Source organism: Mesorhizobium sp. M7A.F.Ca.US.006.01.1.1 (genome assembly GCF_003997935.1).
Classification (GTDB): Bacteria; Pseudomonadota; Alphaproteobacteria; order Rhizobiales; family Rhizobiaceae; genus Mesorhizobium.
This window is the reverse complement of sequence record NZ_RZQL01000016.1, coordinates 26056-51290: the sequence shown is the minus strand read 5'-3', so window position 1 is coordinate 51290 and position 25235 is coordinate 26056. Positions and strand designations below refer to the sequence as shown.

General features: G+C 62.7%; 23 protein-coding genes. 15 read left to right on the top strand and 8 right to left on the bottom strand.

The features are described 5' to 3' along the window. The 3 genes from EN943_RS05320 to EN943_RS05310 form a co-directional block, all read right to left on the bottom strand. Nucleotides 1-256 (bottom strand): TadE/TadG family type IV pilus assembly protein (locus EN943_RS05320; RefSeq protein ID WP_164778080.1); only part of this gene is annotated, 256 nt, incomplete at its 3' end. 38 nt (nucleotides 257-294) lie between these two features. Further along, nucleotides 295-876 (bottom strand): TadE/TadG family type IV pilus assembly protein, encoded by a 582-nt coding sequence (locus EN943_RS05315; RefSeq protein ID WP_127411782.1) that lies wholly within the window; start codon nucleotides 874-876, stop codon nucleotides 295-297. A gap of 137 nt (nucleotides 877-1013) precedes the next feature. Continuing rightward, complete coding sequence (locus tag EN943_RS05310; protein WP_127411781.1) at nucleotides 1014-1436, bottom strand: pilus assembly protein N-terminal domain-containing protein; 423 nt, start codon at nucleotides 1434-1436, stop codon at nucleotides 1014-1016. A 333-nt stretch (nucleotides 1437-1769) separates the two neighbouring features. On the opposite strand from EN943_RS05310, the gene EN943_RS05305 reads away from it, so the two are divergent. The 9 genes from EN943_RS05305 (at nucleotide 1770) to EN943_RS05265 (ending at nucleotide 10853) form a co-directional block, all read left to right on the top strand. Then, on the top strand, nucleotides 1770-1952 hold the full coding sequence (locus EN943_RS05305; protein WP_127256708.1) for a Flp family type IVb pilin: 183 nt from the start codon (nucleotides 1770-1772) through the stop codon (nucleotides 1950-1952). A gap of 172 nt (nucleotides 1953-2124) precedes the next feature. Further along, nucleotides 2125-2643, top strand: coding sequence for a prepilin peptidase (locus tag EN943_RS05300; protein ID WP_127411780.1), 519 nt, complete (start codon nucleotides 2125-2127; stop codon nucleotides 2641-2643). Nucleotides 2644-2857: 214 nt separating this feature from the next. Beyond that, a complete protein-coding gene (gene cpaB / locus EN943_RS05295) occupies nucleotides 2858-3670 on the top strand; it encodes a Flp pilus assembly protein CpaB (protein WP_127411779.1) in 813 nt (270 codons plus the stop codon). Beyond that, nucleotides 3667-5187, top strand: a complete 1521-nt coding sequence (locus tag EN943_RS05290) for a type II and III secretion system protein family protein (protein ID WP_127411778.1) — start codon at nucleotides 3667-3669, stop codon at nucleotides 5185-5187. Before cpaB ends, EN943_RS05290 begins: the two co-directional genes overlap by 4 nt. A 14-nt stretch (nucleotides 5188-5201) precedes the next feature. Next, nucleotides 5202-5936 carry a CpaD family pilus assembly protein gene (locus EN943_RS05285; RefSeq protein ID WP_127411777.1) on the top strand — a complete coding sequence of 245 codons (735 nt, stop codon included), beginning with the start codon at nucleotides 5202-5204 and terminating at the stop codon, nucleotides 5934-5936. A 26-nt stretch (nucleotides 5937-5962) separates the two neighbouring features. Further along, nucleotides 5963-7246, top strand: coding sequence for a CpaE family protein (locus tag EN943_RS05280; RefSeq protein ID WP_127411776.1), 1284 nt, complete (start codon nucleotides 5963-5965; stop codon nucleotides 7244-7246). Between the two features lie 29 nt (nucleotides 7247-7275). Beyond that, the gene (locus EN943_RS05275) at nucleotides 7276-8778 is read left to right on the top strand and encodes a CpaF family protein (protein WP_127411775.1); all 1503 of its coding nucleotides are present in this window, start codon (nucleotides 7276-7278) and stop codon (nucleotides 8776-8778) included. A gap of 29 nt (nucleotides 8779-8807) precedes the next feature. Beyond that, the gene (locus EN943_RS05270) at nucleotides 8808-9821 is read left to right on the top strand and encodes a type II secretion system F family protein (protein WP_127411774.1); all 1014 of its coding nucleotides are present in this window, start codon (nucleotides 8808-8810) and stop codon (nucleotides 9819-9821) included. 9 nt (nucleotides 9822-9830) lie between these two features. Beyond that, entirely contained in the window at nucleotides 9831-10853 is a 1023-nt protein-coding gene (locus EN943_RS05265; protein ID WP_027039544.1) for a type II secretion system F family protein, read from the top strand. Nucleotides 10854-10945: 92 nt separating this feature from the next. On the opposite strand, the gene EN943_RS05260 is transcribed toward EN943_RS05265, so the two are convergent. Next, a complete protein-coding gene (locus EN943_RS05260) occupies nucleotides 10946-11767 on the bottom strand; it encodes a tetratricopeptide repeat protein (protein WP_127411773.1) in 822 nt (273 codons plus the stop codon). Nucleotides 11768-11883: 116 nt separating this feature from the next. Here EN943_RS05260 and EN943_RS05255 point away from each other — a divergent pair, with 116 nt between their 5' ends. From EN943_RS05255 to pdeM, 5 genes are all read left to right on the top strand, one after another. Further along, the gene (locus EN943_RS05255; protein WP_127411772.1) at nucleotides 11884-13248 is read left to right on the top strand and encodes a leucyl aminopeptidase family protein; all 1365 of its coding nucleotides are present in this window, start codon (nucleotides 11884-11886) and stop codon (nucleotides 13246-13248) included. 72 nt (nucleotides 13249-13320) lie between these two features. Beyond that, the gene (locus EN943_RS05250; protein ID WP_013533675.1) at nucleotides 13321-13671 is read left to right on the top strand and encodes a MarR family winged helix-turn-helix transcriptional regulator; all 351 of its coding nucleotides are present in this window, start codon (nucleotides 13321-13323) and stop codon (nucleotides 13669-13671) included. 30 nt (nucleotides 13672-13701) lie between these two features. Beyond that, nucleotides 13702-14562: an NlpC/P60 family protein gene (locus tag EN943_RS05245; RefSeq protein WP_127411771.1), complete on the top strand. Its 861-nt coding sequence runs from the start codon at nucleotides 13702-13704 to the stop codon at nucleotides 14560-14562. 67 nt (nucleotides 14563-14629) lie between these two features. Next, nucleotides 14630-17179 carry a ligase-associated DNA damage response DEXH box helicase gene (locus EN943_RS05240; protein ID WP_127411770.1) on the top strand — a complete coding sequence of 850 codons (2550 nt, stop codon included), beginning with the start codon at nucleotides 14630-14632 and terminating at the stop codon, nucleotides 17177-17179. Then, on the top strand, nucleotides 17176-17892 hold the full coding sequence (gene pdeM / locus EN943_RS05235; RefSeq protein ID WP_127411769.1) for a ligase-associated DNA damage response endonuclease PdeM: 717 nt from the start codon (nucleotides 17176-17178) through the stop codon (nucleotides 17890-17892). The genes EN943_RS05240 and pdeM overlap by 4 nt, the downstream gene beginning before the upstream one ends. A 7-nt stretch (nucleotides 17893-17899) precedes the next feature. Here the strand turns inward: pdeM and EN943_RS05230 are convergent, their stop codons facing one another. Genes EN943_RS05230 through EN943_RS05220 form a run of 3 tightly spaced genes read right to left on the bottom strand, consistent with a single transcriptional unit; the run spans nucleotide 17900 to nucleotide 22500 of the window. Continuing rightward, nucleotides 17900-18835: a DmsC/YnfH family molybdoenzyme membrane anchor subunit gene (locus EN943_RS05230; RefSeq protein WP_127411768.1), complete on the bottom strand. Its 936-nt coding sequence runs from the start codon at nucleotides 18833-18835 to the stop codon at nucleotides 17900-17902. A gap of 3 nt (nucleotides 18836-18838) precedes the next feature. Further along, on the bottom strand, nucleotides 18839-19573 hold the full coding sequence (locus EN943_RS05225; protein WP_127411767.1) for a 4Fe-4S dicluster domain-containing protein: 735 nt from the start codon (nucleotides 19571-19573) through the stop codon (nucleotides 18839-18841). Continuing rightward, nucleotides 19570-22500 (bottom strand): molybdopterin oxidoreductase family protein, encoded by a 2931-nt coding sequence (locus tag EN943_RS05220; protein WP_164778078.1) that lies wholly within the window; start codon nucleotides 22498-22500, stop codon nucleotides 19570-19572. The genes EN943_RS05225 and EN943_RS05220 overlap by 4 nt, the downstream gene beginning before the upstream one ends. A gap of 278 nt (nucleotides 22501-22778) precedes the next feature. Between EN943_RS05220 and EN943_RS05215 the strand changes: the two genes are divergently transcribed. Beyond that, nucleotides 22779-23681 (top strand): LysR family transcriptional regulator, encoded by a 903-nt coding sequence (locus EN943_RS05215; protein ID WP_127411766.1) that lies wholly within the window; start codon nucleotides 22779-22781, stop codon nucleotides 23679-23681. 122 nt (nucleotides 23682-23803) lie between these two features. Here EN943_RS05215 and EN943_RS05210 read toward each other — a convergent pair whose 3' ends face one another. Continuing rightward, entirely contained in the window at nucleotides 23804-25060 is a 1257-nt protein-coding gene (locus EN943_RS05210) for an Hsp70 family protein (protein ID WP_127411765.1), read from the bottom strand. Nucleotides 25061-25235: the final 175 nt, after the last annotated feature.

The following is a 25235-nucleotide window of genomic DNA, read 5'->3' as shown; positions in this document are numbered from 1 at the left end:
GCATGATGGCGTCGACATCCGCTTTGAGGACGCTTGTCTGCTGGGTGACGAGATCGGCCACCATGCTGCCGATACGACTGACCTTCTTGCTGGCCTCGATGGCTTGCGACGCTTCCATTGTGAGGAAATACATGATCAGCAGAATTGGCATGATCAAAGCGAATTCGACCGCCGCGATGCCGCGGCGATCGGACCAGAATCGACTTGCTTTCCGCCAAACTCCCGTAATCATAAGATGTGCCCCCGCACGCATCATGCCCATTGCCCTTTTCTTATACTGCTCGTGCATTCCGCTCAGTTGTCGAACGGCTCGTTCTGCCAGGTCACCGATGCGAAATGCAGGGTCTTGTTGCCGCCCATCGATTTGGCCAGCAGGTCGGTCATGATCGGCCATTTGTAAAAGACCCGCAGCATGTTCCTTGTCTCCGCCGCACCCGCCTTGGTGGAAAAGGGCACTTCGGTGGTGCCGTTCGTCAACTGGACATCGTTGTTCTTGATCTTGAAGCCGGCCGCCGCCGCGTCTGCGAAGGCCGTGTATTGGCGAAGATCCACCATCAACTGAAGCTTGCAATCCTGGGCGACAATGATCTGCAGTTTGTTGCAGATCGTGGTCTTCAACCCGTCTTCAGTGACGGTGGCCGCCTTTAACTGGCCGGTGCGCAACTGGCGCGCGACATCGTCGGTGATGTTGGCCATCACTTCCTGCGCGGCAAACGAGATGCAGCTTTCCAGAATGGCAAAGACAAGCAGCGCGAAGGGAACTGAAAGGATCGCGAATTCGATTGCCGTGGCGCCGCGCCGGTCACGAAGGAAGCGGGCGAAAAACCTTGGGCGTCTCACTTTGTGGTCGCCTGGGCGGCCGTATTCCTTGCTCATGTCCGATCCTGCCGATCTCTATGCGGTCTCGGAAGGAGCATTATCGCAAACCGATTGAGGTCCGGTTTGGATGATCGTTAAAGTCGGCGCAGGTCTCTTAACCAGCCAATAACCGCACCGGCAGCCGGTCACGCCACCTATCGGCTGATGCTCATCTCCGCTTCGGAAGACTTCTCCGCCTCGCTCTTGTAGGAACTTTCGCAATAGGGCGTGCAGGACATCGTCTGGATTTCGGCGCGCCGATAGATGCGAACCGACGATGCGGCCTGCCGAACGACGGTAACCTGCTCATCGACGATGGGGCTGCCGTCGGTATCGAGCACAACCAGATTGGTGACGCCGAAGCCCTTGCCGGTGAGCACGATCGTCGAAGCGTCCTGCACGGAAGCGTCGGCGATTGCCGGGTTGCCGACCACGATGGTGTCGGCGGGACGCGACAGTTTGACGATCTTGGCCTGGTTCATCGTGACCTCGATGCCGGCACCGGCCATGGCGGGCGCGACGAAGCTCGAGACGGCAAGAAGCGCGGCAATCAGGATTGACGATCTCGGCTGGGCCATTGAGGCGCTCCACGCAGGCGGACTGATCAACGGAACATGAAGGAGATTGGTGAACCAACGGTTAAGCATGCGATGTCGCCAATCGTGCAATGACCGACAAGGGTGCCTGCGAGGCGCGGTCAGGTCGGGTCGCAAGCCTGCCAAACCCGGGACTGGAAGACTCGGCGGTACTTTAGCCCGAAGTTAACCACGCAATATGTTCGAACCGGGAAAGGAATCGGTAAGGCTGTTTCTTAAGCCGATCGAAAGAGCTTCTCCCTAGATTGGCAACATCCGATCAACCATCACAGAAGTTGACGGAAGTGCTGTAACACGTGGAGTAGGAGCTCTCGAATGTCTAATCTCATCGCACGTTTTGTGAAGGACGAATCCGGCGCGACCGCTATCGAATATGGTCTGATCGCCGCTCTCATCGCGCTCGCCATCATCACCGGCGCCGGCACACTCGGCAATGCGCTGAACGCCAAGTTCACCAACATCGGCACCACCCTGAATTCGGCGCCGGGCGGCAGCTGATCGGCTTATCGCCGAGCACTTGCATCGCATTTCTGGAAAAGGGCCGCCGCGTGGCGGCCCTTTTTCTATGCCGCAGTCAATATAGGTCGTCTTTTCGCTCCTGGCCTCATCAATCGTTAATCGAACATACTTAGATTGAGCCCCGTGAAATCGGACAATAGGCATAGCGCCGATGCTTGAAGCCCTGATCTTCGTCGTTTTTCCGTTCTGCATGCTGTTTGCCGCGATCTCCGACATGCTGTCGATGACGATCGCCAACCGCGTGCCGGTGCTGCTCGTCGTCGTTTTCGCGCTGGTCGCGCCCCTGACAGGCATGGACTGGGCGGCCTATGGCGGACACTTCGCCGCCGGCGCCCTGGTCCTGGCCGTGACGTTCGGCATGTTTGCAATGGGCGGCATGGGCGGCGGCGACGCCAAGCTTCTGGCTGCCACCGCGATGTGGATGGGCCTCAATATCAATCTCGTCGAGTATCTTGTCGCCTCGACAATCATCGGCGGCCTGCTGACGCTGGCGATCATCCTCTACCGGAAGTCGCTGCTTGCGGCCGTTACCGGCCAAAATCCGTTTCTGCGCCATTTCGCCGACGAGGCAAAAGGTGTCCCCTATGGCGTCGCCCTCGGCCTTGGCGGGTTGCTGACCTATCCGGATTCGCCTTTGATGGTATGGGCGCTTGCCAGGCTGGCGGCTTGAGCACGATCTTATTTTTATTGTCTGTCAGCATTGCCGAAACCCCGTTCTCAACAGGGCCGGCCCGGCCATTTTGGCCGTCCGGACCACATTCCGGCTAATTTATGTAAACCTTAAATTAATCACGATCGTAAGCATTACATTAACCTTGTTTTGACGATTGCCGCTGCAAAGTCCGGCTTGGCTACGTGGTTTGCCAGGGCAAGGGTTCGGACAGATGCCAGCATCGCGATTGATAATTCTGAGCGTGGCGGTGGCCGCGGCGGGTGGCGCTGGCTATGTTGCGAAGAACATGGTGGCACCGCCGCCCCAGGTCGTCGTCGATTCCGCTCCCCAGGCCCCGGCAGTGGCACTCCAGGATGTGCTTGTGCTTTCAGGCGACGTTCCGATGGGCAGCCCGATCCTAAACAACATCGCCTGGCAGTCCTGGCCCGCCGACGGCGTCAACGCGAATTTCATCACCCGCACCGCCGAGCCCGAGGCACTGGACAAGCTGAAGGGTTCCATTGCCCGTGTGGCGATGTATGCCGGAGAACCCCTGCGGCGCTCCAAGCTGATCGGCGAGGGTCAGAGCTTCATGTCGTCGATCCTGCCTTCCGGCATGCGGGCGGTCGCCACGGCCATCTCGGCCGATACGTCGGCCGGCGGCTTCATTCTTCCCAACGATTTCGTCGATGTCATCATGACCCGCAGGGCCGATGCCGCCAGCGGCTCCGCCGGCTTCAACACCGAGACCATCCTCAAGAACATCCGCGTCCTGGCCATCGACCAGACCATTCAGGAGGACGAGGAAGGCAAGAAGACCAGGGTCGGCCAGACCGCCACACTGGAACTGACGCCCAAGCAGGCGGAGATCATCACCGTCGCCCAGCAGATGGCGGATCGCCTGACCCTGGCGCTGCGGGCGGTCGCGGACACGCAGGAAAAGAATGTGGGTGAGGCCGACTATCTCGTTTCCGGCAATGGCCGCAGGGGAACGGTGAGGTTGATCAAGTCGGGCGAAGTTTCCGAAGTGGGAGCAAGGAAATGAAGCTAGGTGGCAAACTGCCGGCAATCGTAGCTGCGGCATTCGGCCTGCTGCTCGTCGGAACGAACGTGCAAGGCAGCGTCGTCGAGGCAAAGAACGCGCAGGTCACGGCATCGACAGCCACCCAGCGCGTCAAGCTCGGCCTCAACAAGTCGGTGGTCATCGACCTGCCGAGCGATGCCTACGACATTCTCGTCGCCAACCCGGCGGTTGCCGACGCGGTGACCCGCACCGCAAGGCGCATCTATCTTTTCGGCAAGGCGGTCGGCGAGACGAACATCTTTGTCTTTGGCCCGAATGGCGAGCAGATCGTCAGTCTGGACCTGGCGGTCGAACGCGACGTTGCCGGCCTTGAGGATTATATCAGACGCTTCCTGCCGACGTCGGATGTCAAGGTGGAACTGCTGAACGACAACGTCGTCCTGACCGGAACGGTCGACACGCCGCTGGACGCAAAGCGCGCGGTCGACCTGGCGACGATCTTCGTTTCGGGTGGTGAAGCAACGACCGGACAATATTCGCAGACCGCCGCCGGCGGTTCGGCCCAAAGCGGTGTCGACATCGACAATCCGGACCAGGAGCGCCGCACCAGCAAGATCGTCAATCTGCTGCAGATCATTGGCGACGACCAGGTCACGCTGAAGGTCACGGTCGCCGAAGTCAGCCGCTCGGTGATGAAGCAGCTCGGCGTCAACATGGTCGGCAGCGGGGGCAGCAACGGCATTAGCTACGGCGCGATCAGCGATAATTTCATGGGTCTCGGCAAGCAGCTATCGAACTCGGGCCTCCAGGTCGGCGCGTCGGGGCTGCAGGCCTATGTCAACGCCATGGAGCAGTCCGGGGTGATGAAGACCTTGGCCGAGCCGACCTTGACCGCCGTATCCGGCGAGAAGGCGACCTTCAAGGTCGGTGGTGAATACAACATGGTCACAAATGTCGACCAGAAGGTATCCGACGACAACCGGACTGGGTTGAAGACCTACAGTGTCGAAAAGATCGAGTACGGCATCGGCCTGGAATTCCAGCCGGTGGTGTTGTCTCCCGGCCGCATAAGCCTGAAAGTCCGAACCTCGGTTTCCGAGCCGACAACCGAGGGATCCGTGTCGTTGTCCGAAGGCGTGACGAGTTCCGGCATGAACGCCCTTTCGCTGCGCAAGCGTCTTGCCGATACGACCGTTGAACTGCCCTCGGGCGGCTCCATGATGATCGCCGGCCTGGTTCGCGACGATGTCAGGCAAGCCGTCAACGGGTTGCCCGGACTGACAAAGATCCCGGTGCTCGGCGCGCTCTTCCGCAGCAGGGATTTCGTGCGCAACGAGACCGAACTCGTCATCATCATCACGCCCTATCTGGTGAAGCCGGTGGCGCGCAACGACCTTGCCAAGCCGGACGACAATTTCAACGCGGCCAGCGATGGCGCCGCCATGTTCCTTGGCCGCGTCAATCGTGTCTACGGCACCATGCAGACCGACAAGCCCAACGGCCGCTACCATGGCGTTGTCGGCTTCATCTACAAATAAGCGGGGAAGCGGACATGTCTCAATCAGCATTGAAGGCAAGCACCATCGCCGCGCCGATGCGCTTTGGCCGCTCGCGGGTCTGCCGGCGGTTCGTTCCTGTCCTGGCGGTTGCGGTGGCGGCGCTGCTCGCCGGCTGCGCCCAGCGCGACAGCATCACGGTCGGCGCCATCCCGGACGATTATCGCACCAATCATCCGATCGTGATCGCGGAGAAGAACCAGAAGATAGACCTGCCGGTGGGCGCCGGTGACCGTGGCATGACGGGCTCTCAGCGTGACACACTTTCGGGCTTTCTCGACGGCTACGACAGGAGCGCCGCTCCGGCGCTGACGATCGCTATCCCAGCAGGCTCCGCCAACGAGGTCGCGGCGGCCGCAGCCGGGCGTGATTTCGCCCGGCTGGCGGTTGCCAGCGGCATCAAGCGCAACCGGATCGTCATGACCTCCTATCAGTCCGCTTCCGCCGAGGCCTCGGCCCCCATTCGCGTTGCTTATATCTCGGTGAAAGCCCAGACCGATAAATGCGGGCGCTGGCCTGAAGATCTCGTGGAGACATCGGAAAACAAGCACTACGCCGATTTCGGCTGCTCGTATCAGAACAACCTCGCCGCCCAGATGGCCAATCCGGCCGACCTTCTCGGACCGCGCAAGCAGGCGCCTATCGACGCCGAGCAGCGTGGGAAAGTCATTGATGGGTACCGAAATCAACCCTTCTTTGATTGGCAAGCAGAAGGCGAAGTTAGCTACTAACGAGCGCAGTTCCGGAGCACACGGACATGAACAATCTGGCCTATGACACTCCTGTAGACGGCAGCGATACCTCGCAGCAGGACATCGCCGCGATGCAGGCGTTGCGGCCGATCCCGCGCATCTCGATCCAGGCATTCTGCGAGACCGAGGGTGTTGCCAACCCGGTCGAGCGCGCCGGTGAGGACCGCCGCATGACGAAGGCGCATCTCAAGGTCCATATGGGCGGCGTCCCCACTGCCATCGAATTCTACCAATCGGCGCCGACGCCCAACCTGATCCTGCTGGAATCGCGCAGCGAGCCCAAGCAATTGCTGGAACAACTCGCCCAGCTTTCGGAATATTGCGATCCGACATCGAAGGTGGTGGTGATCGGCCACTACAATGATGTCGGCCTCTACCGGGAACTCATCCGCAACGGCATTTCCGAATATGTGATCGCTCCGGTCTCGATGGCCGACATCGTCAGCGTGGTGTCGTCGATTTTCATCGATCCGGAAGCCGAGCCGCTCGGCCGCTCGATCGCCTTCGTCGGCGCCAAGGGCGGTGTCGGCTCCTCGACGATCGCCCACAATGTGGCTTGGGCGATGTCCTCCCTGTTCAAATCCGAAGTGGTCGTCGCCGATCTCGATCTGGCTTTCGGCACCGCCAATATCAATTTCGACCAGGACCCGGCGCAAGGCATCGCCGAGGCGGTGTTTTCACCGGAACGCATCGATGAAGTCTATCTCGACCGGCTGCTGACCCAGTGCGCCGAGCATCTGTCGTTGCTGGCAGCGCCTTCGACGCTCGAACGGGTCTATGATTTCGATCCCGAGGCCTTCGTTCAACTCATCGACACCGCCCAGCGCAGCGTGCCGCTTCTGGTGCTCGACGTCCCCCATGCCTGGACGGGTTGGACCAAGAACACCCTGGTCAAGGCCGACGAGATCGTCATCACCGCGACACCGGAACTTGCCAATCTGCGCAACACCAAGAACCTGGTCGATATGCTCAAGCGGCTTCGTCCTAATGATCCGCCGCCCAAGCTGATCATCAACCAGGCCGGCGTCCCGAAGCGCCCGGAGATTTCGCCGGCCGATTTCGCCGAGCCGCTCGGTCTGTCGCCAATGTCGGTCATTGCTTTTGATCCGTTGCTGTTCGGCAATGCCGCCAACAACGGACGCATGCTTGGCGAAATGGATGCCAAGAACCCGGTCGTCGCAATGATCAACGAAATGGCGCATGTGCTGACCGGGCGCAGCGAAATCAAGATCAAGAAGAAGGCCGGGCTCGGCAGCCTGCTCGGCAAACTCTCGCGCAACAAGAAGTGACGCTTCAGCAGTGGAATCGGTAGTCGATCATGTTTGGTAAAAGAGGCAGCGACGACGGCAACCGGTTCTCGCCGGAATTTCGCCAGCCAGCATCGGCGCCTGTTGCGCCGCCGGCTGCGGGTTCCATGGACACGGCGGTTCTGGCCCGGCCCGCGGCGGCCCCAGGCGCACCTGTCGCGCCGCCGGCGCGCCGTGCGGTCGAGGCACCACCATTGGCGCCTGAGCCGAAGCGGGCACAGCGCGAAAAGAGCGAAACTTACTACGATACCAAGAGCCAGGTCTTCTCCGCGCTCATCGACACCATCGATCTGTCGCAGCTTTCCAAGCTTGACCCTGAAAGCGCGCGCGAGGAAATCCGCGACATCGTCAACGACATCATCGCGATCAAGAACTTCGCAATGACGATCGCCGAGCAGGAAGAGCTGCTCGAGGACATCTGCAACGACGTGCTCGGCTATGGTCCGCTCGAGCCGCTGCTCGCCCGCGACGACATCGCCGACATCATGGTCAACGGCTCCAGGAACGTCTACATCGAAGTCAACGGCAAGGTCGAACAGACCGGCATTCGCTTTCGTGACAATCAGCAGCTCCTCAACATCTGCCAGCGTATCGTCAGCCAGGTTGGCCGCCGCGTCGACGAATCCAGCCCGATCTGCGACGCGCGCCTTCCCGACGGCTCCCGCGTCAACGTCATCGCGCCGCCGCTCTCCATCGACGGCGCCACGCTCACCATCCGCAAATTCAAGAAGGACAAGCTGACGCTCGATCAACTGGTCAAGTTCGGCGCCATCTCGCCGCAGGGCGCCGAAGTTCTCAAGATCATCAGTCGTGTTCGCTGCAACATCGTGATCTCGGGCGGTACCGGTTCGGGCAAGACCACGCTGCTCAATTGCCTGACCAACTATATCGACCGCGAGGAGCGCGTCATCACCTGCGAAGACTCGGCCGAGCTGCAATTGCAGCAGCCGCATGTGGTGCGCCTCGAAACCCGCCCGCCCAATCTGGAGGGCGAGGGTGAGGTGACGATGCGCGACCTGGTCAAGAACTGCCTGCGCATGCGGCCCGAGCGCATCATCGTCGGCGAAGTGCGCGGACCCGAAGTGTTCGATCTTCTGCAGGCGATGAACACCGGCCATGACGGCTCGATGGGCACGATCCACTCGAACAGCCCGCGCGAATGCCTGAACCGTATCGAATCCATGATTGCCATGGGAGGTTATTCGCTGCCGCAGAAGACAGTGCGCGAAATCGTCGTCGGCTCCATCGACGTGATCATCCAGGCGGCGCGCCTGCGCGACGGATCGCGCCGCATCACCCACATCACCGAGGTGATCGGGATGGAAGGCGACGTCATCATCACGCAGGATATCGTCCTCTACAACATCAAGGGTGAGGACGCCAACGGCCGGCTGTTGGGTGAGCACGTATCGACCGGCATCGGCCGTCCGCATTTCTGGGAGCGTGCACGCTATTACGGCGAAGAGCAGCGTCTCGCCATTGCGCTCGAGGCGATGGAGAAACGCGCTGACTGACGTATGCTGGGGTGTAAGGGTTCGGGCCAATGTTTGGAATTGACGGCACAGTACTGGCGTTTGTCGTGCTCGCCGGCTTCAGCGCCGGCGCCGTCGCTTATGCATTTCTGTTCACCCGGATCAGCAACGAGAAACAGGTCGGCAAGCGGCTCGAAACGATCAGGACCGCCGAGACGGATCGCTCCGTCGTCAAAGCCTCGCGCGACCGCGTGGCGGAAGCCGTCAAACGGCGCAAATCGGTTCAGGATTCTCTTAACGAACTCGACGCCAAGCAGAAAACCAAGGACAGCCGCGTCAAGAAACCGCCGCTGAAAGCCCAGCTTCGTCAGGCCGGCCTCAAGACCACCATCGAGCGTTTCTACATATATTCCGCAATATGCGGCATCGTTTTGACGATTGTCGCCTTTGTGGCCGGAGCCCCGCTGATCGCCTTGCCGGGCGTGCTGCTGGCCGGGGGGCTGGGCCTGCCGCGCTGGTTCGTCACGTTTCGTCGCGCCCGCCGGGTCAAGGCATTCCTCAACGAATTTCCAAACGCGCTCGACATCATCGTGCGCGCGGTCAAATCCGGCCTGCCGCTGAACGACGCCGTGCGCCTGATCGCCAACGAATCGCCCGAACCCGTGAAGACCGAGTTTCGCCGCATCGTCGATTCACAGCAGATGGGCCTCTCTATCCCCGACGCGACCTTGCGCATGCCCGAAACCATGCCTTGCACCGAGGCAAGCTTCTTCGGCATCGTTATCCAGATTCAATCGCAGGCCGGCGGCAATCTCTCCGAGGCGCTGGGCAATCTTTCGCGCGTGCTTCGCGATCGCAAGAAGATGAAAGCCAAGGTCGCGGCGCTGTCGATGGAAGCGAAGGCGTCCGCCGCGATCATCGGTGCGCTGCCCTTCATCGTCGCCTTTCTCGTCTACCTGTCGAGCCCGGCCTACCTGATGCCGCTCTTCAACACCAGCGTCGGAAACCTGATCCTTGGTTGCTCTGCGGTCTGGATGTCGATCGGCATCCTGGTGATGCGCAAGATGATGAATTTCGAAGTCTAGGATGCTGGCATGACCGAGCAAGTCATCAAGACCCTGACGGATCCGAGCTTCCTGATCGCGATGCTGGTCGCGATAGCGGTGTTTGCGACCGTCTTTACCTTGCTGCCGGCGTTTGGCGGAAACCAGCTCAAGTCACGCATGAAATCCGTTGCGCTGGAACGCGACGAACTGCGTGCGCAACAGCGCGCCCGGCTTGCGGTCGAGGCCGACCGCCGTCGCAAGGGCTTGCGCGAGGAACAGTCGGTCGGCATGCGCAACATTGTCGACCGGCTGGATCTGAGACGCGCGCTCGCCGATGAAGGCACCTTGCAGAAACTCAAGGTGGCCGGCTTTCGTGGACAGAATCCGCTGACGCGGTTTCTTTTCTTCCGTCTCGTGCTTCCTTTTGTCGGTTTCGCGCTGGCCGCAATCTACATCTTCGTGCTCGGAGGACTGCCCGACAAGCCATTGGTCATCAGGCTGTTCGTCTGCATCCTCGTTGCTTACGGCGGCTTCTACGCGCCAGTCGTCTACGTCAACAACCGCGCCACCAAGCGCAAGCAGTCGATCCAGATGGCATGGCCGGATGGGCTCGATCTGATGCTGATCTGCGTCGAATCGGGCATGTCGGTGGAAGCAGCACTGCGCAAGGTCGCCGACGAGATCGGCGCGCAATCGGTGGCGCTGGCGGAAGAGTTCATCCTCACCAACGCCGAGCTTTCCTACCTGCCGGAGCGCAAGCAGGCCTACGAGAACCTGGCAAGCCGCACCGGCCTGGATTCGGTCAAGTCGGTGTCGCAGGCGCTCGTCCAGGCCGAGCGTTACGGCACGCCGGTGGCGCATGCACTGCGCGTGCTTGCCGCCGAAAGCCGCGACATGCGCATGAATGCGGCCGAGAAGAAGGCGGCCGCCCTGCCGCCAAAACTTACCGTGCCGATGATCCTGTTTTTCCTGCCGGTGCTTTTCGCCATCATCCTGGGTCCCGCCGGCATTCAGGTCAGCCAGCGCGGTATCTTCGGCGATCATGCGGCGCCGGCAACAAACGCCCAGTAGCGGCAAGGCAAGTTCCTGCATTCAACCTCAAAAGAAGAGGCCGCGCTGCATGCAGCGCGGCCTCTTCTTTTGAGGTTGTTGGGATTGTGATCTCAGTTGGTCGCGGACTTCGGCTTGTCCCGATCCTTGAGCTGGCTCCAGGCATTCTGCTGGGCCAGCATCTGCCTGAGATAGGCGACATTTGCCTGCGCCTGTTCGGGCGACAGTTCCTGTGAGGCGATCTTCTCGGCCTCGTCGAAGCGGCCTTGCAGGCCGACGACCAGTGCCAGGTTCTGGCGGACGCGGCTGTCCGCATTCGGTTGTTGGGCGGCCGAGCGCATATAGGTTTCGGCGGTGCGCAGGTCACCTTCCAGCACATAGGACATGCCAAGATTGGAGAGCACGGAAGGCTCGTTCGGCTTGAGATCGAGTGCCTTGCGGTAAAGCCGGCGCGCATCGTCCTTCTGACCCGTCTGGTCGAGAATGGCCGCTTCGGCCGACACCAGTTTCCAGTCGGGATATTCCGGTGTCTGAGCACGGCGCACGGCGTCAAGCGCCGCCTCGAACTGGCCATTGGCGGCCAGCGCCTTGCCATAGGAGGCAAGCACGTCACGATCCTTGGGCAAAGCGATGGCGAGCTTGCGCATCACGGCCAGCGACTGATCGGCGTCGCCATCCATCTGCAATGCCGCCGCATAATTCGTCGCTATCCGCTTGTCATTGGGGTTCTTCGCGTAGGATTGGCCAAGTGCGCCGGTGGCATTGTGAAGTTCGCCGGCCGACATGCTTTCCAGCGGTTTGCCGCTGGTGCGTGCGATAGAGCCGGTGGAGAGCTTGTCGGTTCCGCAACCGGCGACGCCCGCCGTCAGCGCCAGCACAAGAGCCGTGGTGATGAGCCGTTTTCCCCTGGCATTGATCCTGCGGTTGGTCGGCATGGCACCCTAAGCCTCCATTCATGCGCGGCCATTGCGTGGCCGTCTTCCCTCCCGCAGAAATATTCTGTTAACCCTAACGGACGGTTAAGAACGGCGACTCACACGGAGAACATCGCATGCCTGTCGAACTCGTCGGGAAGACATTGCCGGGCGCGTTGCCGGTCCATCTGGTCGCCAGAGACGGTCTGGACGCGGCCGGTCTTGCGCCGGCCGCCGTCGCCTGGGCCAGGGCCAACGGCTTTTCCGGCGAGGCAGGCAGGACGCTGGTCGTGCCCGGCGAAAACGGGGCGCTCGGCGGCGCGTTGTTCGGTGTCGGCGAAGGCGAAGGCGCGCTCGCCCTCGGCGCACTGTCGAAAGCCTTGCCGGAAGGCGACTGGCATTTCGCCTCGACGCCGGCCGAGCCGGACCTCGCGGCGATCGCACTGGTGCTCGGCGGCTATGTCTTCACCCGTTACGGCAAGAAGTCAGGCAGGGCGCTGCGCTTCGGCCTGCCGGCAGGCGTCGATGCCGGGCGCGTTCGCCGCATTGCCGATGGCGTCTTCCTGACACGCGATCTGGTCAACACGCCGACCAGCGATATGGGTCCGGAAGATTTGGAGCAGGCGGTGCGGACCCTGGCCGCCAGGCACAAGGCCGAAGTCTCGGTGGTCAAGGGTGACGATCTCCTCGACCGGAATTTCCCGATGATCCATGCTGTCGGCCGTGCGTCGGCGGGCGCGCCGCGCCTGATCGATATGCAATGGGGGCAGCAAGGGGCACCGAAGGTGACGCTGGTCGGCAAGGGCGTCTGCTTCGATACGGGCGGTCTCGACATCAAGCCATCGTCCGGCATGCTGTTGATGAAGAAAGACATGGGCGGTGCCGCCAATGTGCTTGGCCTCGCCTCGATGATCATGGCTGCCGGGCTGAATGTGCGGCTGCGCGTGCTCATTCCCGCAGTGGAGAATTCGATTGCCGGCAACGCCTTCCGGCCTGGCGACGTGCTGGCGAGCCGCAAGGGCATCACTGTCGAGATCGGCAACACGGATGCCGAGGGACGGCTGGTGCTGGCCGACGCGCTGGCGCTGGCCGACGAGGAGGAGCCGCAGCTTCTGGTCGACATGGCGACGCTGACCGGGGCTGCCCGTGTCGCGCTCGGCCCCGATCTGCCACCGTTCTACACCGGCGACGAGACGCTGGCATCCGACCTTGCGGCGGCTTCCGTCGCGGCCGAGGACCCACTGTGGCGCATGCCGCTGTGGCAGCCGTACGATGCAAAACTGTCGTCCAAGATCGCCGACATAAACAATGTCACCCCGGATGGTTTCGCCGGCTCGATCACGGCGGCGCTTTTCCTCAAGCGCTTCGTCGAAAAAACCGCGGGCTGGGCGCATTTCGACATCTTCGCCTGGAACCCGGCTGACCGTCCGCATGGCCCCGCCGGCGGCGAGGCACAAGGCATCCGCGCTCTGGAGCGGATCATCGCGAAACGCTACGGCTGACTGTCGCAGGCGAGAGACGGCAATCGCTTTGACTGAAACGGAACCGAAACAATTTGCCGTCATGCTGGCGCGATGTCGATTGCGATGCGCCCGAGCCAGGCCTTGCGACTGTGGCAGCAGGTGATGCTGTCGCAGGTGCGCGACGACGCGCCCGATCTGACCATGCGCCAGACGGCGATCCTGTTCACCATCTATCTCGATCCGCCGCCGCACACCGTGCGCGGGCTCGCCGCGCGCCTCAATGTCACCAAGCCGGTGATCACCCGCGCCCTCGACACGATGGGGGCTTTGAAACTCGTCTCGCGCCATCGCGACGAACTCGACAAGCGCAATGTTCTGATCAGGCGCACGGTGGAGGGGGCGCTCTTTGTCGAGCGCTTCGGCGATGGTATCATCGCCAAGGCGCTCGAACTGCCGATGTGAGCGCATTACCTTTTCAACAGAGTGTTCGATTTGACTGCCAGGGATGCCCGCCTTCACGCTTTTCGCTCCGATCTCGCCGATGCACGGCTGAAGGGCGAGGTCGCCGCCGAGCGCTTCGTCGCCGGCCGGCCGGCGCGGGTCGCCGCGTCAGTGGCCGATATGCGCAAGGCGCCGCGGCCGGATGCCGGCGTCAACACGCAAGCGCTGTTCGGCGACGATGTCCTGGTCTTCGATGTCGCTGAAGGCTGGGCCTGGGTCCAGGCCGAACGCGACGGCTATGTCGGCTATGTCGCCGACACGATGTTGGGCAAACGGGACCATGCGCCGACGCACATCGTCTGCGTGCCGCGCACCTTCCTCTATCCCGGACCGGATCTGGGCTTTCCGATCGCCGGACAATTGTCGATGGGATCGACGGTGACAGTGACGGAGGCCGCCGAGACGCGCGGTACGCACTATGCGGTCCTGCCTTCCGGCGAGGCGCTGATCGCAGGTCACCTGCGGCCGCTCAGTGAAGCTGCCTCCGACTATGTCGCGGTTGCCGAGGCGTTTCTGGGAACACCTTATCTTTGGGGCGGTACTTCCGGTTTCGGCATCGACTGTTCGGGGCTGGTGCAACTGGCGATGCGCATGGCCGGCAGAGACGTGCTGCGCGATTCCGACATGCAGGCGGCGACACTTGGCGAGCCGCTGGAACCAGGACCTGATTTCTCAGGGTTGCGACGCGGCGATCTGGTGTTCTGGAAGGGCCATGTCGCCGTCATGACCGACGCCGACACGATGATCCACGCCAACGGCCACACCATGCTGGTGTCACGCGAAGGGTTGAAGGACGCCGTCGCCCGCATCGGCTACCTCTATGGCGGCCCAACAGGGTTTCGGCGGCCGTAGGGAAGAACGATCCCCTTTTGTTCCGATTCTTCTTGGCGATTGACTGCCGTCGCGCTACCTCTGGCAGGTGACAGAGCAGCCGCGCCTTGCCGAACAGAATGCCGCCGTGGCCCTGCCCGAACCATTCATCAGATGGTTTGGCGAGAAAGGCTGGTCGCCGCGCGCCCATCAGATCGAACTTCTGGCGAAGGCCCAGGCCGGGCAATCAGTCCTGCTGATCGCGCCGACCGGCGCCGGCAAGACACTTGCCGGCTTCCTGCCTTCGCTGACCGAACTGGCCAACCGGCCAAAGAGAAAGCCAGGTCAGGCGCGTCGCGGTATCCACACGCTCTACATCTCACCGCTGAAGGCGCTTGCCGTCGATATCGAGCGCAATCTCGGCAAGCCGGTGGAAGAGATCGGGCTGCCCGTCACCATCGAAACGCGCACCGGAGACACGCCGGCGCACAAGCGCCAGCGCCAGAAGCTGGTGCCGCCCGACATCCTGCTGACCACGCCCGAGCAACTGGCGCTGCTGATAGCGGCAGGCGATGCAAAACGTTTCTTCGAGGATCTGCGCTACGTCGTGCTCGACGAACTGCACTCGCTGGTGACGTCGAAACGCGGGCATCTGCTGGCGCTCGGCCTGGCGCGGCTGCGCAGCTTTGTCCCCGGCCTGCAGACGATCGGCCTGTCGGCGACGGTGGCCGAACCTGACGAGTTGCGGCGCTGGCTGGTCAGCCAAAATCCGCCCAAGGGTTCGACAGGCAGTGACATGGCCGAACTGATCGTCGTCACCGGGGGCGCGAAACCCGAGATTTCCATCCTCGATTCCGAAGAGCGGGTGCCATGGGCCGGACATTCGGCGCGCTACGCCACGCCGGAAATCTATCGCGAGATCAAGCGCCACAAGACCACCCTGCTGTTCGTCAACACGCGCAGCCAGGCGGAGCTGCTGTTCCAGGAATTGTGGCGGGTCAATGAGGATACGTTGCCGATCGCGCTGCATCACGGTTCGCTCGACGTCGCCCAGCGCCGGCGCGTCGAAAAGGCGATGGGGGAAAACGCACTGCGCGCCATCGTCGCCACCTCGACGCTCGACCTCGGCATCGACTGGGGCGATGTCGATCTGGTTGTGCATGTCGGTGCGCCGAAGGGGGCGAGCCGGCTGGCGCAACGCATCGGCCGCGCCAACCACCGCATGGACGAGCCGTCGAAAGCGATATTGATCCCCGCCAACCGCTTCGAGGTGCTGGAATGCCGGGCCGCCCTCGACGCCAACTATCTCGGCGCGCAGGACACGCCGCCCTTGATCGATGGTGGGCTCGATGTACTGGCCCAGCACGTGCTCGGCTGCGCCTGCGGCGCGCCGTTCCGTGCCGATGATCTGTACGAGGAGGTGCGAACGGCAGCACCCTATGCCAGCCTCGAGCGGCCGACATTCGATCGCGTCATCGATTTCGTCGCCACCGGCGGCTATGCGCTGAGGAATTACGAGCGCTATGCCCGTATACGCCTGAACAAGGATGGGTTGTGGCGGGTGTCCAATCCTCGCATTGCCCAGCAATACAGGTTGAATGTCGGCACCATCATCGAGGTGCCGGCGCTCAATGTGCGGTACGTGCAGGCCGGCAGCAAAGGCTCGGCTTCACGCGGTGGCAGGGTCCTCGGCAAGATCGAGGAGGCCTTCCTCGAAACGTTGACGCATGGCGACACCTTCATGTTCGCCGGCAAGGTGCTGCGCTTCGAAGGCATCCGCGAGAATGAATGCTTCGTGTCGAACGCGCCCGGCAGCGATGCCAAGGTGCCTTACTATGGCGGCGGAAAGTTCCCGCTTTCGACCTATCTCGCCGAACAGGTCCGCATCATGCTGGACGACCCGCAGCGCTGGAAGAAGCTTCCCGAGCAAGTCGCCGACTGGCTGCGGTTCCAGGCCGACAAATCCGTGCTGCCGAAGCGCGATGACCTGTTGATCGAGACCTTTCCGCGCGGCAACCGCCACTATCTGGTGGCTTATCCTTTCGAAGGGAGGCTGGCGCACCAGACGCTCGGCATGCTGCTCACCCGCCGTTTGGACAGGGCGGGAGCCAGGCCGCTCGGCTTCGTCGCCACCGACTATGCCTTGGCGATATGGTCACTGGGCGACATGGGCGCGATGTTCAAAGCCAGGAAACCTTCGCTGAGCGCCCTTTTCGACCAGGACATGCTGGGCGACGACCTCGAAGCTTGGCTGGCCGACAGCTGGCTGCTCAAACGCACCTTCCGCAACTGCGCGCTGATTTCGGGGCTGATCGAGAAACGTCATCCGGGCCAGGAGAAGAGCGGCCGCCAGGTCACAGTCTCGACCGACCTGATCTATGACGTGCTGCGCAGCTATGAACCGGACCACATCCTGCTTCAGGCGACGCGTGCCGACGCGGCGACCGGCCTCCTCGATGTCAGCAGACTTGCCGACATGCTCTCGCGCATCCAGGGTCGAATCGTGCATAAGGCACTCGAACAGATATCGCCGCTCGCCGTGCCGATCATGCTCGAAATCGGCAAGATGCCGGTGAATGGCGAAGCCGATGAAACGCTTTTGATGGACGCGGCGACACTGGTCGAGGAGGCCATGGGGCCGGGAATGGCTGAGGAATGAATTTTTCGCTGGCGCGCACATCGCTGATCGCCGAGGCCGACCTTGTCGGCATCGCCGGCGAGCGCGCCGTCTGCGACCCGCGCGGCGTGCTCTATTTTCCGGATCTGCGGCTTCTGGCCGTGTCCGACCTGCATCTGGAAAAGGGCTCATCGCTGGCACGGCGCGGCACGCTGATTCCGCCCTACGACACCGGCGCGACCCTGCTGCGGCTTCAGGCCGTGATATCGGACTACCAGCCGTCGATCGTCATCAGCCTGGGCGACAGCTTTCACGATGGCGGCGGCGCCCAACGCATGCACGCAAGTTTCCGAGAGCGGCTGGAAGCGCTGATGGCCGGCCGCGACTGGTTCTGGGTTGCCGGCAACCACGATCCGGAAGCGCCAGCCGATCTGCCCGGTGAGACGGTGCGCGAACTGGCCATTGGCTCGCTGCTGTTCCGGCATGAGCCCTCGAAGCAGCGCGTCGAAGGTGAAATAGCGGGCCATCTGCATCCCTGCGCCCGCATAGTCCAGCAGGGCCGCTCGGTGCGGCGGCGCTGCTTTGCCGGCGATGGCGGCCGCATGATCATGCCGGCCTTCGGCGCCTATACCGGTTCGCTCAACGTCCTCGACCGCGCCTATGCCGGCCTGTTTCGGCTGGATACGCTGATGGCCTATATGCTTGGCACGGACCGCATCTTCGCCATCTCGCGCTCGATGCTCAGGCCGGGCTGAAACTGCCCTATCTGCCGTAATAGAGCGTCACCGTGTGCTTCGCCTCGGCGAAGAACAGCCATCTTTCGACCAGCATGCCGGCGAATTGCACGATCGCGGCGAGCACCGACAGCAACGCCGCTAGCGGCCATGGCAGAGCGAGCCCAATGGCAAGCAACACGACGGGCAAGGCAAAGGCCAGCGCCTGCGTGATCTGGCGTAGCCGCGCGCCGTGCTTGCGCGCGATGCGGAAACCCATTTCCTTGAGCAGATAATTTTCCTCGGTATGCGGCCATTCCAGCGACCGCACTGTGCCGCCGGCCAACCCCGTTGCGGTGTTGGCCGTGGTTGAGATCTCCAAACGGTCGTTGTAGCGCCAGGTCGCCAGCTTCCAACTCCAGCCGAACAAGGTCAGCAGCAGGCAAGCCGCCAACTGCACCTTCGAACCAAGCGCAAAGCCCTGCAGCAGCGCGTTCAGCAGCACGCTGCCGGTCATCGCTGAGAAGATGAGATAGCCGGGCAGGGTGAAGCGGCTGTGCCATTGGGCGATCGGCTTCAGCGACGCATAGATCATGCCGGTGGTGCAGACGGTGATGATTGCGCCGATGGCGGCCAGAGATCCGGCGATGCCGACCCAGCCATCGGTCTTGCCGAAGAATATCCAACCGATGCCGAACAGTCCCGCCGGAATGAAGGTGATGACCGAGGCAACACCTTCGCGCGACAGCCATGAACTGCGCCATTGCGAGAATGCCCGCCAGGCGCGTTCGGGGCGGCCGAGATGACCCGTTGAGGACAACAGGCCGGCCACGATCAGGCCGAGTGCCAGCCCCATGCCGATGAAGCCCAGCCAGAAATCGGCTGGGATGATCTGGAAGCCGCCGAGCACGCCCAGCAGCGCGAGCAGGCCGTAGCCGGCGCCGGTGGCGGTGGTGAAAAAGACGACGGAGAAGGCTGGATGCATGGGTCAGTTCGAAAGCATGCGGTCGACCCAGCCGAGGAAGCCGCCTTCGGCCCGCACCGTTTCCAATGCCGGCGCGGCCACCGATGCGGCGCGCGCGGTGTGGGCGCGTGGCGGCAAATATTTGTTGGTCGGGCGATAGCCGAGCTCAGGCATCAGGTCGACGCCGCCACGCTCCGCCACCAGTTGCGAGACAGCCGACAGGGGATCGCCGAGGTCGCCGAAATGCCGGGCGCTGGTCGGGCAAGCGGCGACGCAGGCCGGCACACGGTCTTCCTCGGCCAGATTGTCATTGTAGATGCGGTCGACGCACAGCGTGCACTTCTTCATCACCCCGACATCGGTGTCGAACTCGCGTGCGCCGTAAGGGCAGGCCCAACTGCACAATTTGCAGCCGATGCACTTGTCCTCGTCGATCAGCACGATGCCGTCCGAGGCCCTTTTGTACGAGGCACCGGTGGGGCAGACGGTGACGCACGCCGGCGTTTCGCAATGCAGGCAGGAGCGCGGGAAGTTCACCGTCCGACCGCCCATCTCGGTGGTGTGCTCATAGCTGTGCACGCGGTTGAACCAGACGCCGTCGACGTGGCCGCCATAGGGGTCGATGTCGGTCAGCGGCGCCATGTGGCCGCCGGTGTTCCATTCCTTGCAGGCGGTGACACAGGCTTGGCAGCCCACGCACGTATCGAGGTCGATGACGAGGCCGAGCTTCTTGCCGCTTTGACTTGGCAGACAGGTCATTCAGTCGCCTCTCTTGCCCGGCGGAATTCGGCGCCGAAAGTCAGCCTGTCGGGCGAGGGTTCGAAATGCGGCGGCTGCTGGAAACGCTCGAACTGCGGTTCGGTGAAGCCGGCTTCCTCAACAGCGCATTTGACGATGCGCACGCGCAGGTCGAACCATGCCGCCTGGCCGGTCACAGGATCGGAGTTCGAATAGCGCTTGCCCTGAGCGTCGGCCGAGGTCTGGTCGCCGATGATATGGTTGAGCAGGAAGCCACGGTTGCTCTCGGCCGCGTCGTCCTTCAGCCCCCAACTGCCGCGCCTTTTGCCGATCGCGTTCCAGGTCCAGACCGTGCTTTCGTTCACCCCGTCGATCAGCTTGATCTGCCCCTTCACCCTGCCGTTGATGCTCTCGATCCACACCCAGTCGTCATCGACAAGACCGAAACCGGCTGCCGTCCGGTGATGCACGAACAGCCGGTTCTGGCTGGTGATCTGCCTCAGCCACGCATTCTGCGAACCCCAGGAATGGTACATGTGCATCGGCCGTTGCGTCAGCGCATGCAGCGGATATTTTTCGAGGTCGACAGCCGCTTCCTCGAAGGGCATGTGCCAGAAGGGCAGCGGGTCCATGTAGGTCTCGATGCGCTGGCGATCACCCTTTGGTGGCAAGACAGGGCCATGCCCACGCGCGGCAAGGCGGAAACGCTGCAGCGGCTCGGAGTAGAGCTGGAAGACGATCGGCTCAGCCTTCGGGATGAAGCCCATGCTTTCGGCGAAGTCGAGATAGGAGCGGTTGGCCATCTTGTAGTAGCGCTGGTCGTCGGAGAAATCGTGGTGCCAGAAGCCACCATTGTCGATGTAGCGCTGCAACTGGTCCGGGTTGGCCTCGCCCCTGCCGGTCGAAGTCCCGTCCTTGCCGCGCCAGCCGGCGAGCGGGCCTATGCCCGGCGTGCGCTCATGATTGACGATGTAGTCGGCGTAGTCGGCATATTTGGCCGAACCATCGTCGTTGACGAAACCGGGCAGGCGGAGCCGCGCACCGAGTTCGATCAGCACCGACTGGAACGGCCTGACGTCGCGGTCGGGCTCGACGACGGGATGGCGGATGGCGTCGCCGGGTCCGTCGGCGTGGCTGATAGGCCGGTCGAGCAGGCTGATGCAATCATGCCGCTCGAGATAGGTGGTGTCCGGCAGCACGAGGTCGGCGAACGGCACGGTCTCGGAATAGTACGCGTCGGAATAGATGATGAAGGGGATCTTGTAGTTGCCCGCATCGTCATGGTCGGTCAGCATGGCAATGGTCTCGACGGTGTTCATCGAGGAATTCCACGCCATGTTCGACATGTACATCATCAGCGTATCGATCGGGTACGGATCGCCGGCCCAGGCATTGCGGATGACGGTGTGCATCAGGCCGTGTGCCGCCAGCGGTGCGTCCCAGGAATAGGCCTTGTCGATGCGAAGCGGCGTGCCGGCCTCATCGACCAGCAAATCGTCCGGCCCACAGACGAAACCGAGTGGCATGCCGTCAAGCGGCGTCATCGGCTTGACGGTTTTGCCGGCTGGCTTGGGACCGGGCGGAGCGGAGCGGGGGTAGGGCGGCTTGAAACGGAAACCGCCGGGAACATCCACCGTGCCCAGCAACACCTGGAGGAGATGGATGGCGCGGCAGGTGTGAAAGCCGTTCGAATGGGCCGAGATGCCGCGCATGGCGTGCATCGAGACAGGCCGCCCTTTGATGGTCTCGTGCCGGCGCCCGGCCCAGTCGGTCCAGGCGATTGGCAGTTCGATCGTCTGTTCGAAGGCGACATGCGCAAGTTCGGCGGCGATCCTGCGGATCGTATCGGCGGCAATGCCGCAGCGCTCGGCGACCGCGTCCGGCGCATAGCTCTCATCAAGGTAGCGATCGGCGATGAGCTGGAACACCGGGACGCAGCGGCGCCCGCCGATCGTGAAGCTGCCGGTCAGCGCCGGCTTCGCACCGGCATCGGCGGCGCCGACAGGCGTCTTCGCAACCCTGTCCCACGCCAGCGGATTTCCGTCGGCACCGCGCACGAACAGACCGTCATCGGCGGCACCCGGCTCCTGGATGACGAGCGAATGGGCATTGGTGTAGCGCAGCAGATAATCGAGATCGACGCGGCCCGCCTTGAGCAATTCGTGGATAAGCGCGAACACGAACAGGCCGTCGGTGCCGGGCCGGATGCCGATCCAGTCGTCGGCAATGGCATTGTAGCCGGTGCGGCACGGGTTGATCGAGACGACCTTGGCGCCGCGCGCCTTGAGTTTGCCGAGGCCGATCTTGATCGGGTTGGAATCATGGTCTTCGGCAACCCCGAACAGCATGAAATACCGGGTGTTGTCCCAGTCGGGCTCGCCGAACTCCCAGAAGGAGCCGCCGATCGTATAGAGGCCGCCAGCTGCCATGTTGACCGAACAGAAGCCGCCATGGGCGGCGAAATTCGGGGTGCCGAACTGGCTCGCCCACCAGCCGGTCAAGGATTGGGATTGATCGCGGCCGGTGAAGAAGGCCAGTTTCCTGGGGTCGGTCTGGCGGATGGCCGAGAGCCGTTCAGTGGCGATCGAAAACGCCTCCTCCCACTCGATCTCGCGGAACTCCCCCGAGCCGCGCGGCCCGCTGCGCAGCAACGGCTTCTTCAGCCTGGCCGGGCTGTAGTGCTGCATGATGCCGGAGCTGCCCTTGCCGCAGATCACGCCGCGATTGACCGGGTGGTCCCTGTTGCCGTTGATGTAGCGGACCTTGCCATCCTTGATGTGCACATCGATGCCGCAGCGGCAGGCGCACATATAGCAGGTCGTCCTGGCGATGCTGTCGGAAACATCAGGCGAGGTGTCGACGCCGTCGCCTTCGTCAGGCGCTCGCGTGTCGGCAAGCCGGCGTTGCGATGGTGCCGAATTCGCGCCGCGCGGCGGTCCCTGCATCATGATCCGGTGGTGCCTGTACGGCCCATGGATTTGGCCCGCGTCTTCGGCCCGGGGCCGCGCATGTAATGCTCTTCCGGGTGATATCGATCACCGGCAAGCCGCCGCCTTATGCCGCGGGTCCAATGCGCAAGCAGGGATCTGAACCGCCCGATCATTCTGCTCTCTGCGATCTCTCGGCGAATTTTTTCTAACTTCACTCGAAAACTTAGAATAAAGCTATCGATCCGTCTAATCAGTTGTTCTTGTAAATTCGATCGATATTGGTTCTTAATGCGGACATGACCCTGGACCAGTTGCGGATTTTCGTTGCCGTCGCCGAGCGCGGCCATATGACCAAGGCAGCGGAACTGCTGGGCATTTCGCAGTCGGCCGCATCGGCCGCCATCCGGGCGCTTGAAGAACAGCACGGCGTCCACCTGTTCAACCGGGTCGGCCGCAACATCGAGCTTGCCCAGACCGGCCACCGGTTCCTGCCGGAGGCCAAGGCCGTGCTCGAGCGGGCCGCCACCGCGCGCAATGTGCTGGAGCATGTCTCACAGACCGTCACCGGCAGCCTCTCGATCGCCGCCAGCCAGACCATCGCCAGCTACTGGCTGCCGCGCCGGCTGGCTTCCTTCCACGAAGCCTATCCGGCCGTCAGGCTGAGCGTCTCCATCGGCAACACCAGGCAGGTCGAGGCCAATGTCCTCGATGGCGCGGCGGATCTCGGCCTGGTCGAAGGCCGCACCGAGTCCGATATCCTGCGCCGCACCAAGGTCGACGTCGACAGGCTGATGCTGGTGGTTGCCAGCGCGCATCCTGAGATCCCTGAGATTGCGCCCGGCCGCCCTGACATCAAGGGCCTGCGCTGGATCATCCGCGAGGGTGGTTCGGGTACGCGCGAGGTGCTGGAGGATCTGGCGCGCCAAGAAGGGATTTCGCTCGCCGACCTCCAGATATTCCTGGTGCTGCCGAGCAATGAAGCTATCCGCCAGGCGGTCGAGGCGGGGGCCGGCGCCACCATCATCTCGGAGCTTGTCGTGGCTCGCGCCGTGGCCGAAGGCAGTCTGAGATCGGTGTCGCTCGAACTGCCGAAACGCGACTTCGCCATGATCACCCACCGCGATCGCCAGGCAAGCCTGGCCCAGATGGCGCTCAAGGCGCATCTGGGCGACGAAACCGTTGGAAGCGGTCTGGTGTAGTGCCACTTCAGAATCCGACCAGCCTACGTCGTCGGCTCAAGGCCGACCAGATATTTGATGCGGAGAATAGCAGATGTAATCTCCGCATCCTCTGCGGCGATTACATCTGTTGGTGCGGTGAATCAGCCGAACTTTCGCTGCGCATCCAGCGCCAGGCCAAGTCCGACCGAGCCGAACATGTCGCCTTCGATGACGGATGCCTGCGGCACCAGCGACAGAATTTCTCGCCTTGCCAGCGGGATCGCGGTCGATCCGCCGGTCAGGAACACCGCGGTGATGTCGGATGGCTCCACCTCAGCGTCGCGGATGGTCTGCGCCACCGTTGCCGTGACCCGCTCGATGTCCCTGGCAATCGTGGCGTCCAGCCCGTTGCGCGTGATTTCGGCGGCGAACTCCGCACCTGGCAGCTTCACGGCTACATGGGCGGACGAGCCATCGGTCAGCTGGATCTTGGCCTTTTCCACAAGTGCCGCCAGGGCATGTCCATAGCGGTGTTCGACGATGTGGATGAAGCGGTCGACCAGGTCGGCGCGCTCGGCCTCGTAGCGGATCTGGCGCAGATGCGTCATCGCCTTGGCGGTGTAGACCAGATTGATGCGCTGCCATGTCGCCAGATCGATGAAGTAGCTTGCCGGCAGATTGCGCTTGCCGTCCTTGGTTGGCGTCAAATAGCCGAGCTGCGGCATCACATGGGCGATGCTCAGCAGCCGGTCGAAATCCGTGCCGCCGATATGGACGCCTCGGCTGGCCAGGATGTCGTCCTTGCGGTCGAGCGAACGGGAGCGCTGCGGTGAAACGCGCACGATCGAGAAGTCCGACGTGCCGCCGCCCATGTCGATGATCAGCGCCAATTCCTCGCGTGTCACCTTCTGCTCGTAGTCGAGCGCCGCCGCGATCGGCTCGAACTGGAAAGCGATATGCTTGAAGCCCTGGGCGCGGGCGGCGTTCTCGAGTTCGCTTTGCGCCTTCGCGTCGGCCTCGGCATCGTCGTCGACGAATTGCACCGGCCGGCCAAGCACGACGGTCTCGACCGTATCGCCGGCATCTGCTTCCAGCCTCTTCTTGAGATGGCCGAGGAACATGCCGACGATCTCCATGAAGCCGATCGACCGCGATTTGATGCGGGTCTTTTCATGGGCCAGCGAACTGCCGAGCACGCTCTTCAGAGAACGCATCAGCCGGCCTTCGATGCTGTCGGTGTAGTTGGCGATGGCGTGGCGGCCAAAGCAGGTGCGGTTGTCCTCGAAGTTGAAGAACACGGCGCTGGGCAGCGTCACCTGGCCGTCCTCAAGCACGACGAGCCGCGGCTGCCCGTTGCGGACCACGCCCACGGTGGAGTTCGAAGTCCCGAAGTCGATGCCGCCGAAGGCTGGTCGCATGACAAGTTCCTGTATTTGTCGTCGGCGAGCCGAGAGGCGCCATAAGAAATCGCGCGCTGCCCGGGACGGGCTGCTCTGCCGAACCGAATTGTTTGTGTCCGCCATTTGGCTGGGGAGCGCGGTCTACCGCATGCTCCGGTAAAGGGAAACCACCTTTCGGGAAAAGTTCTGAAGT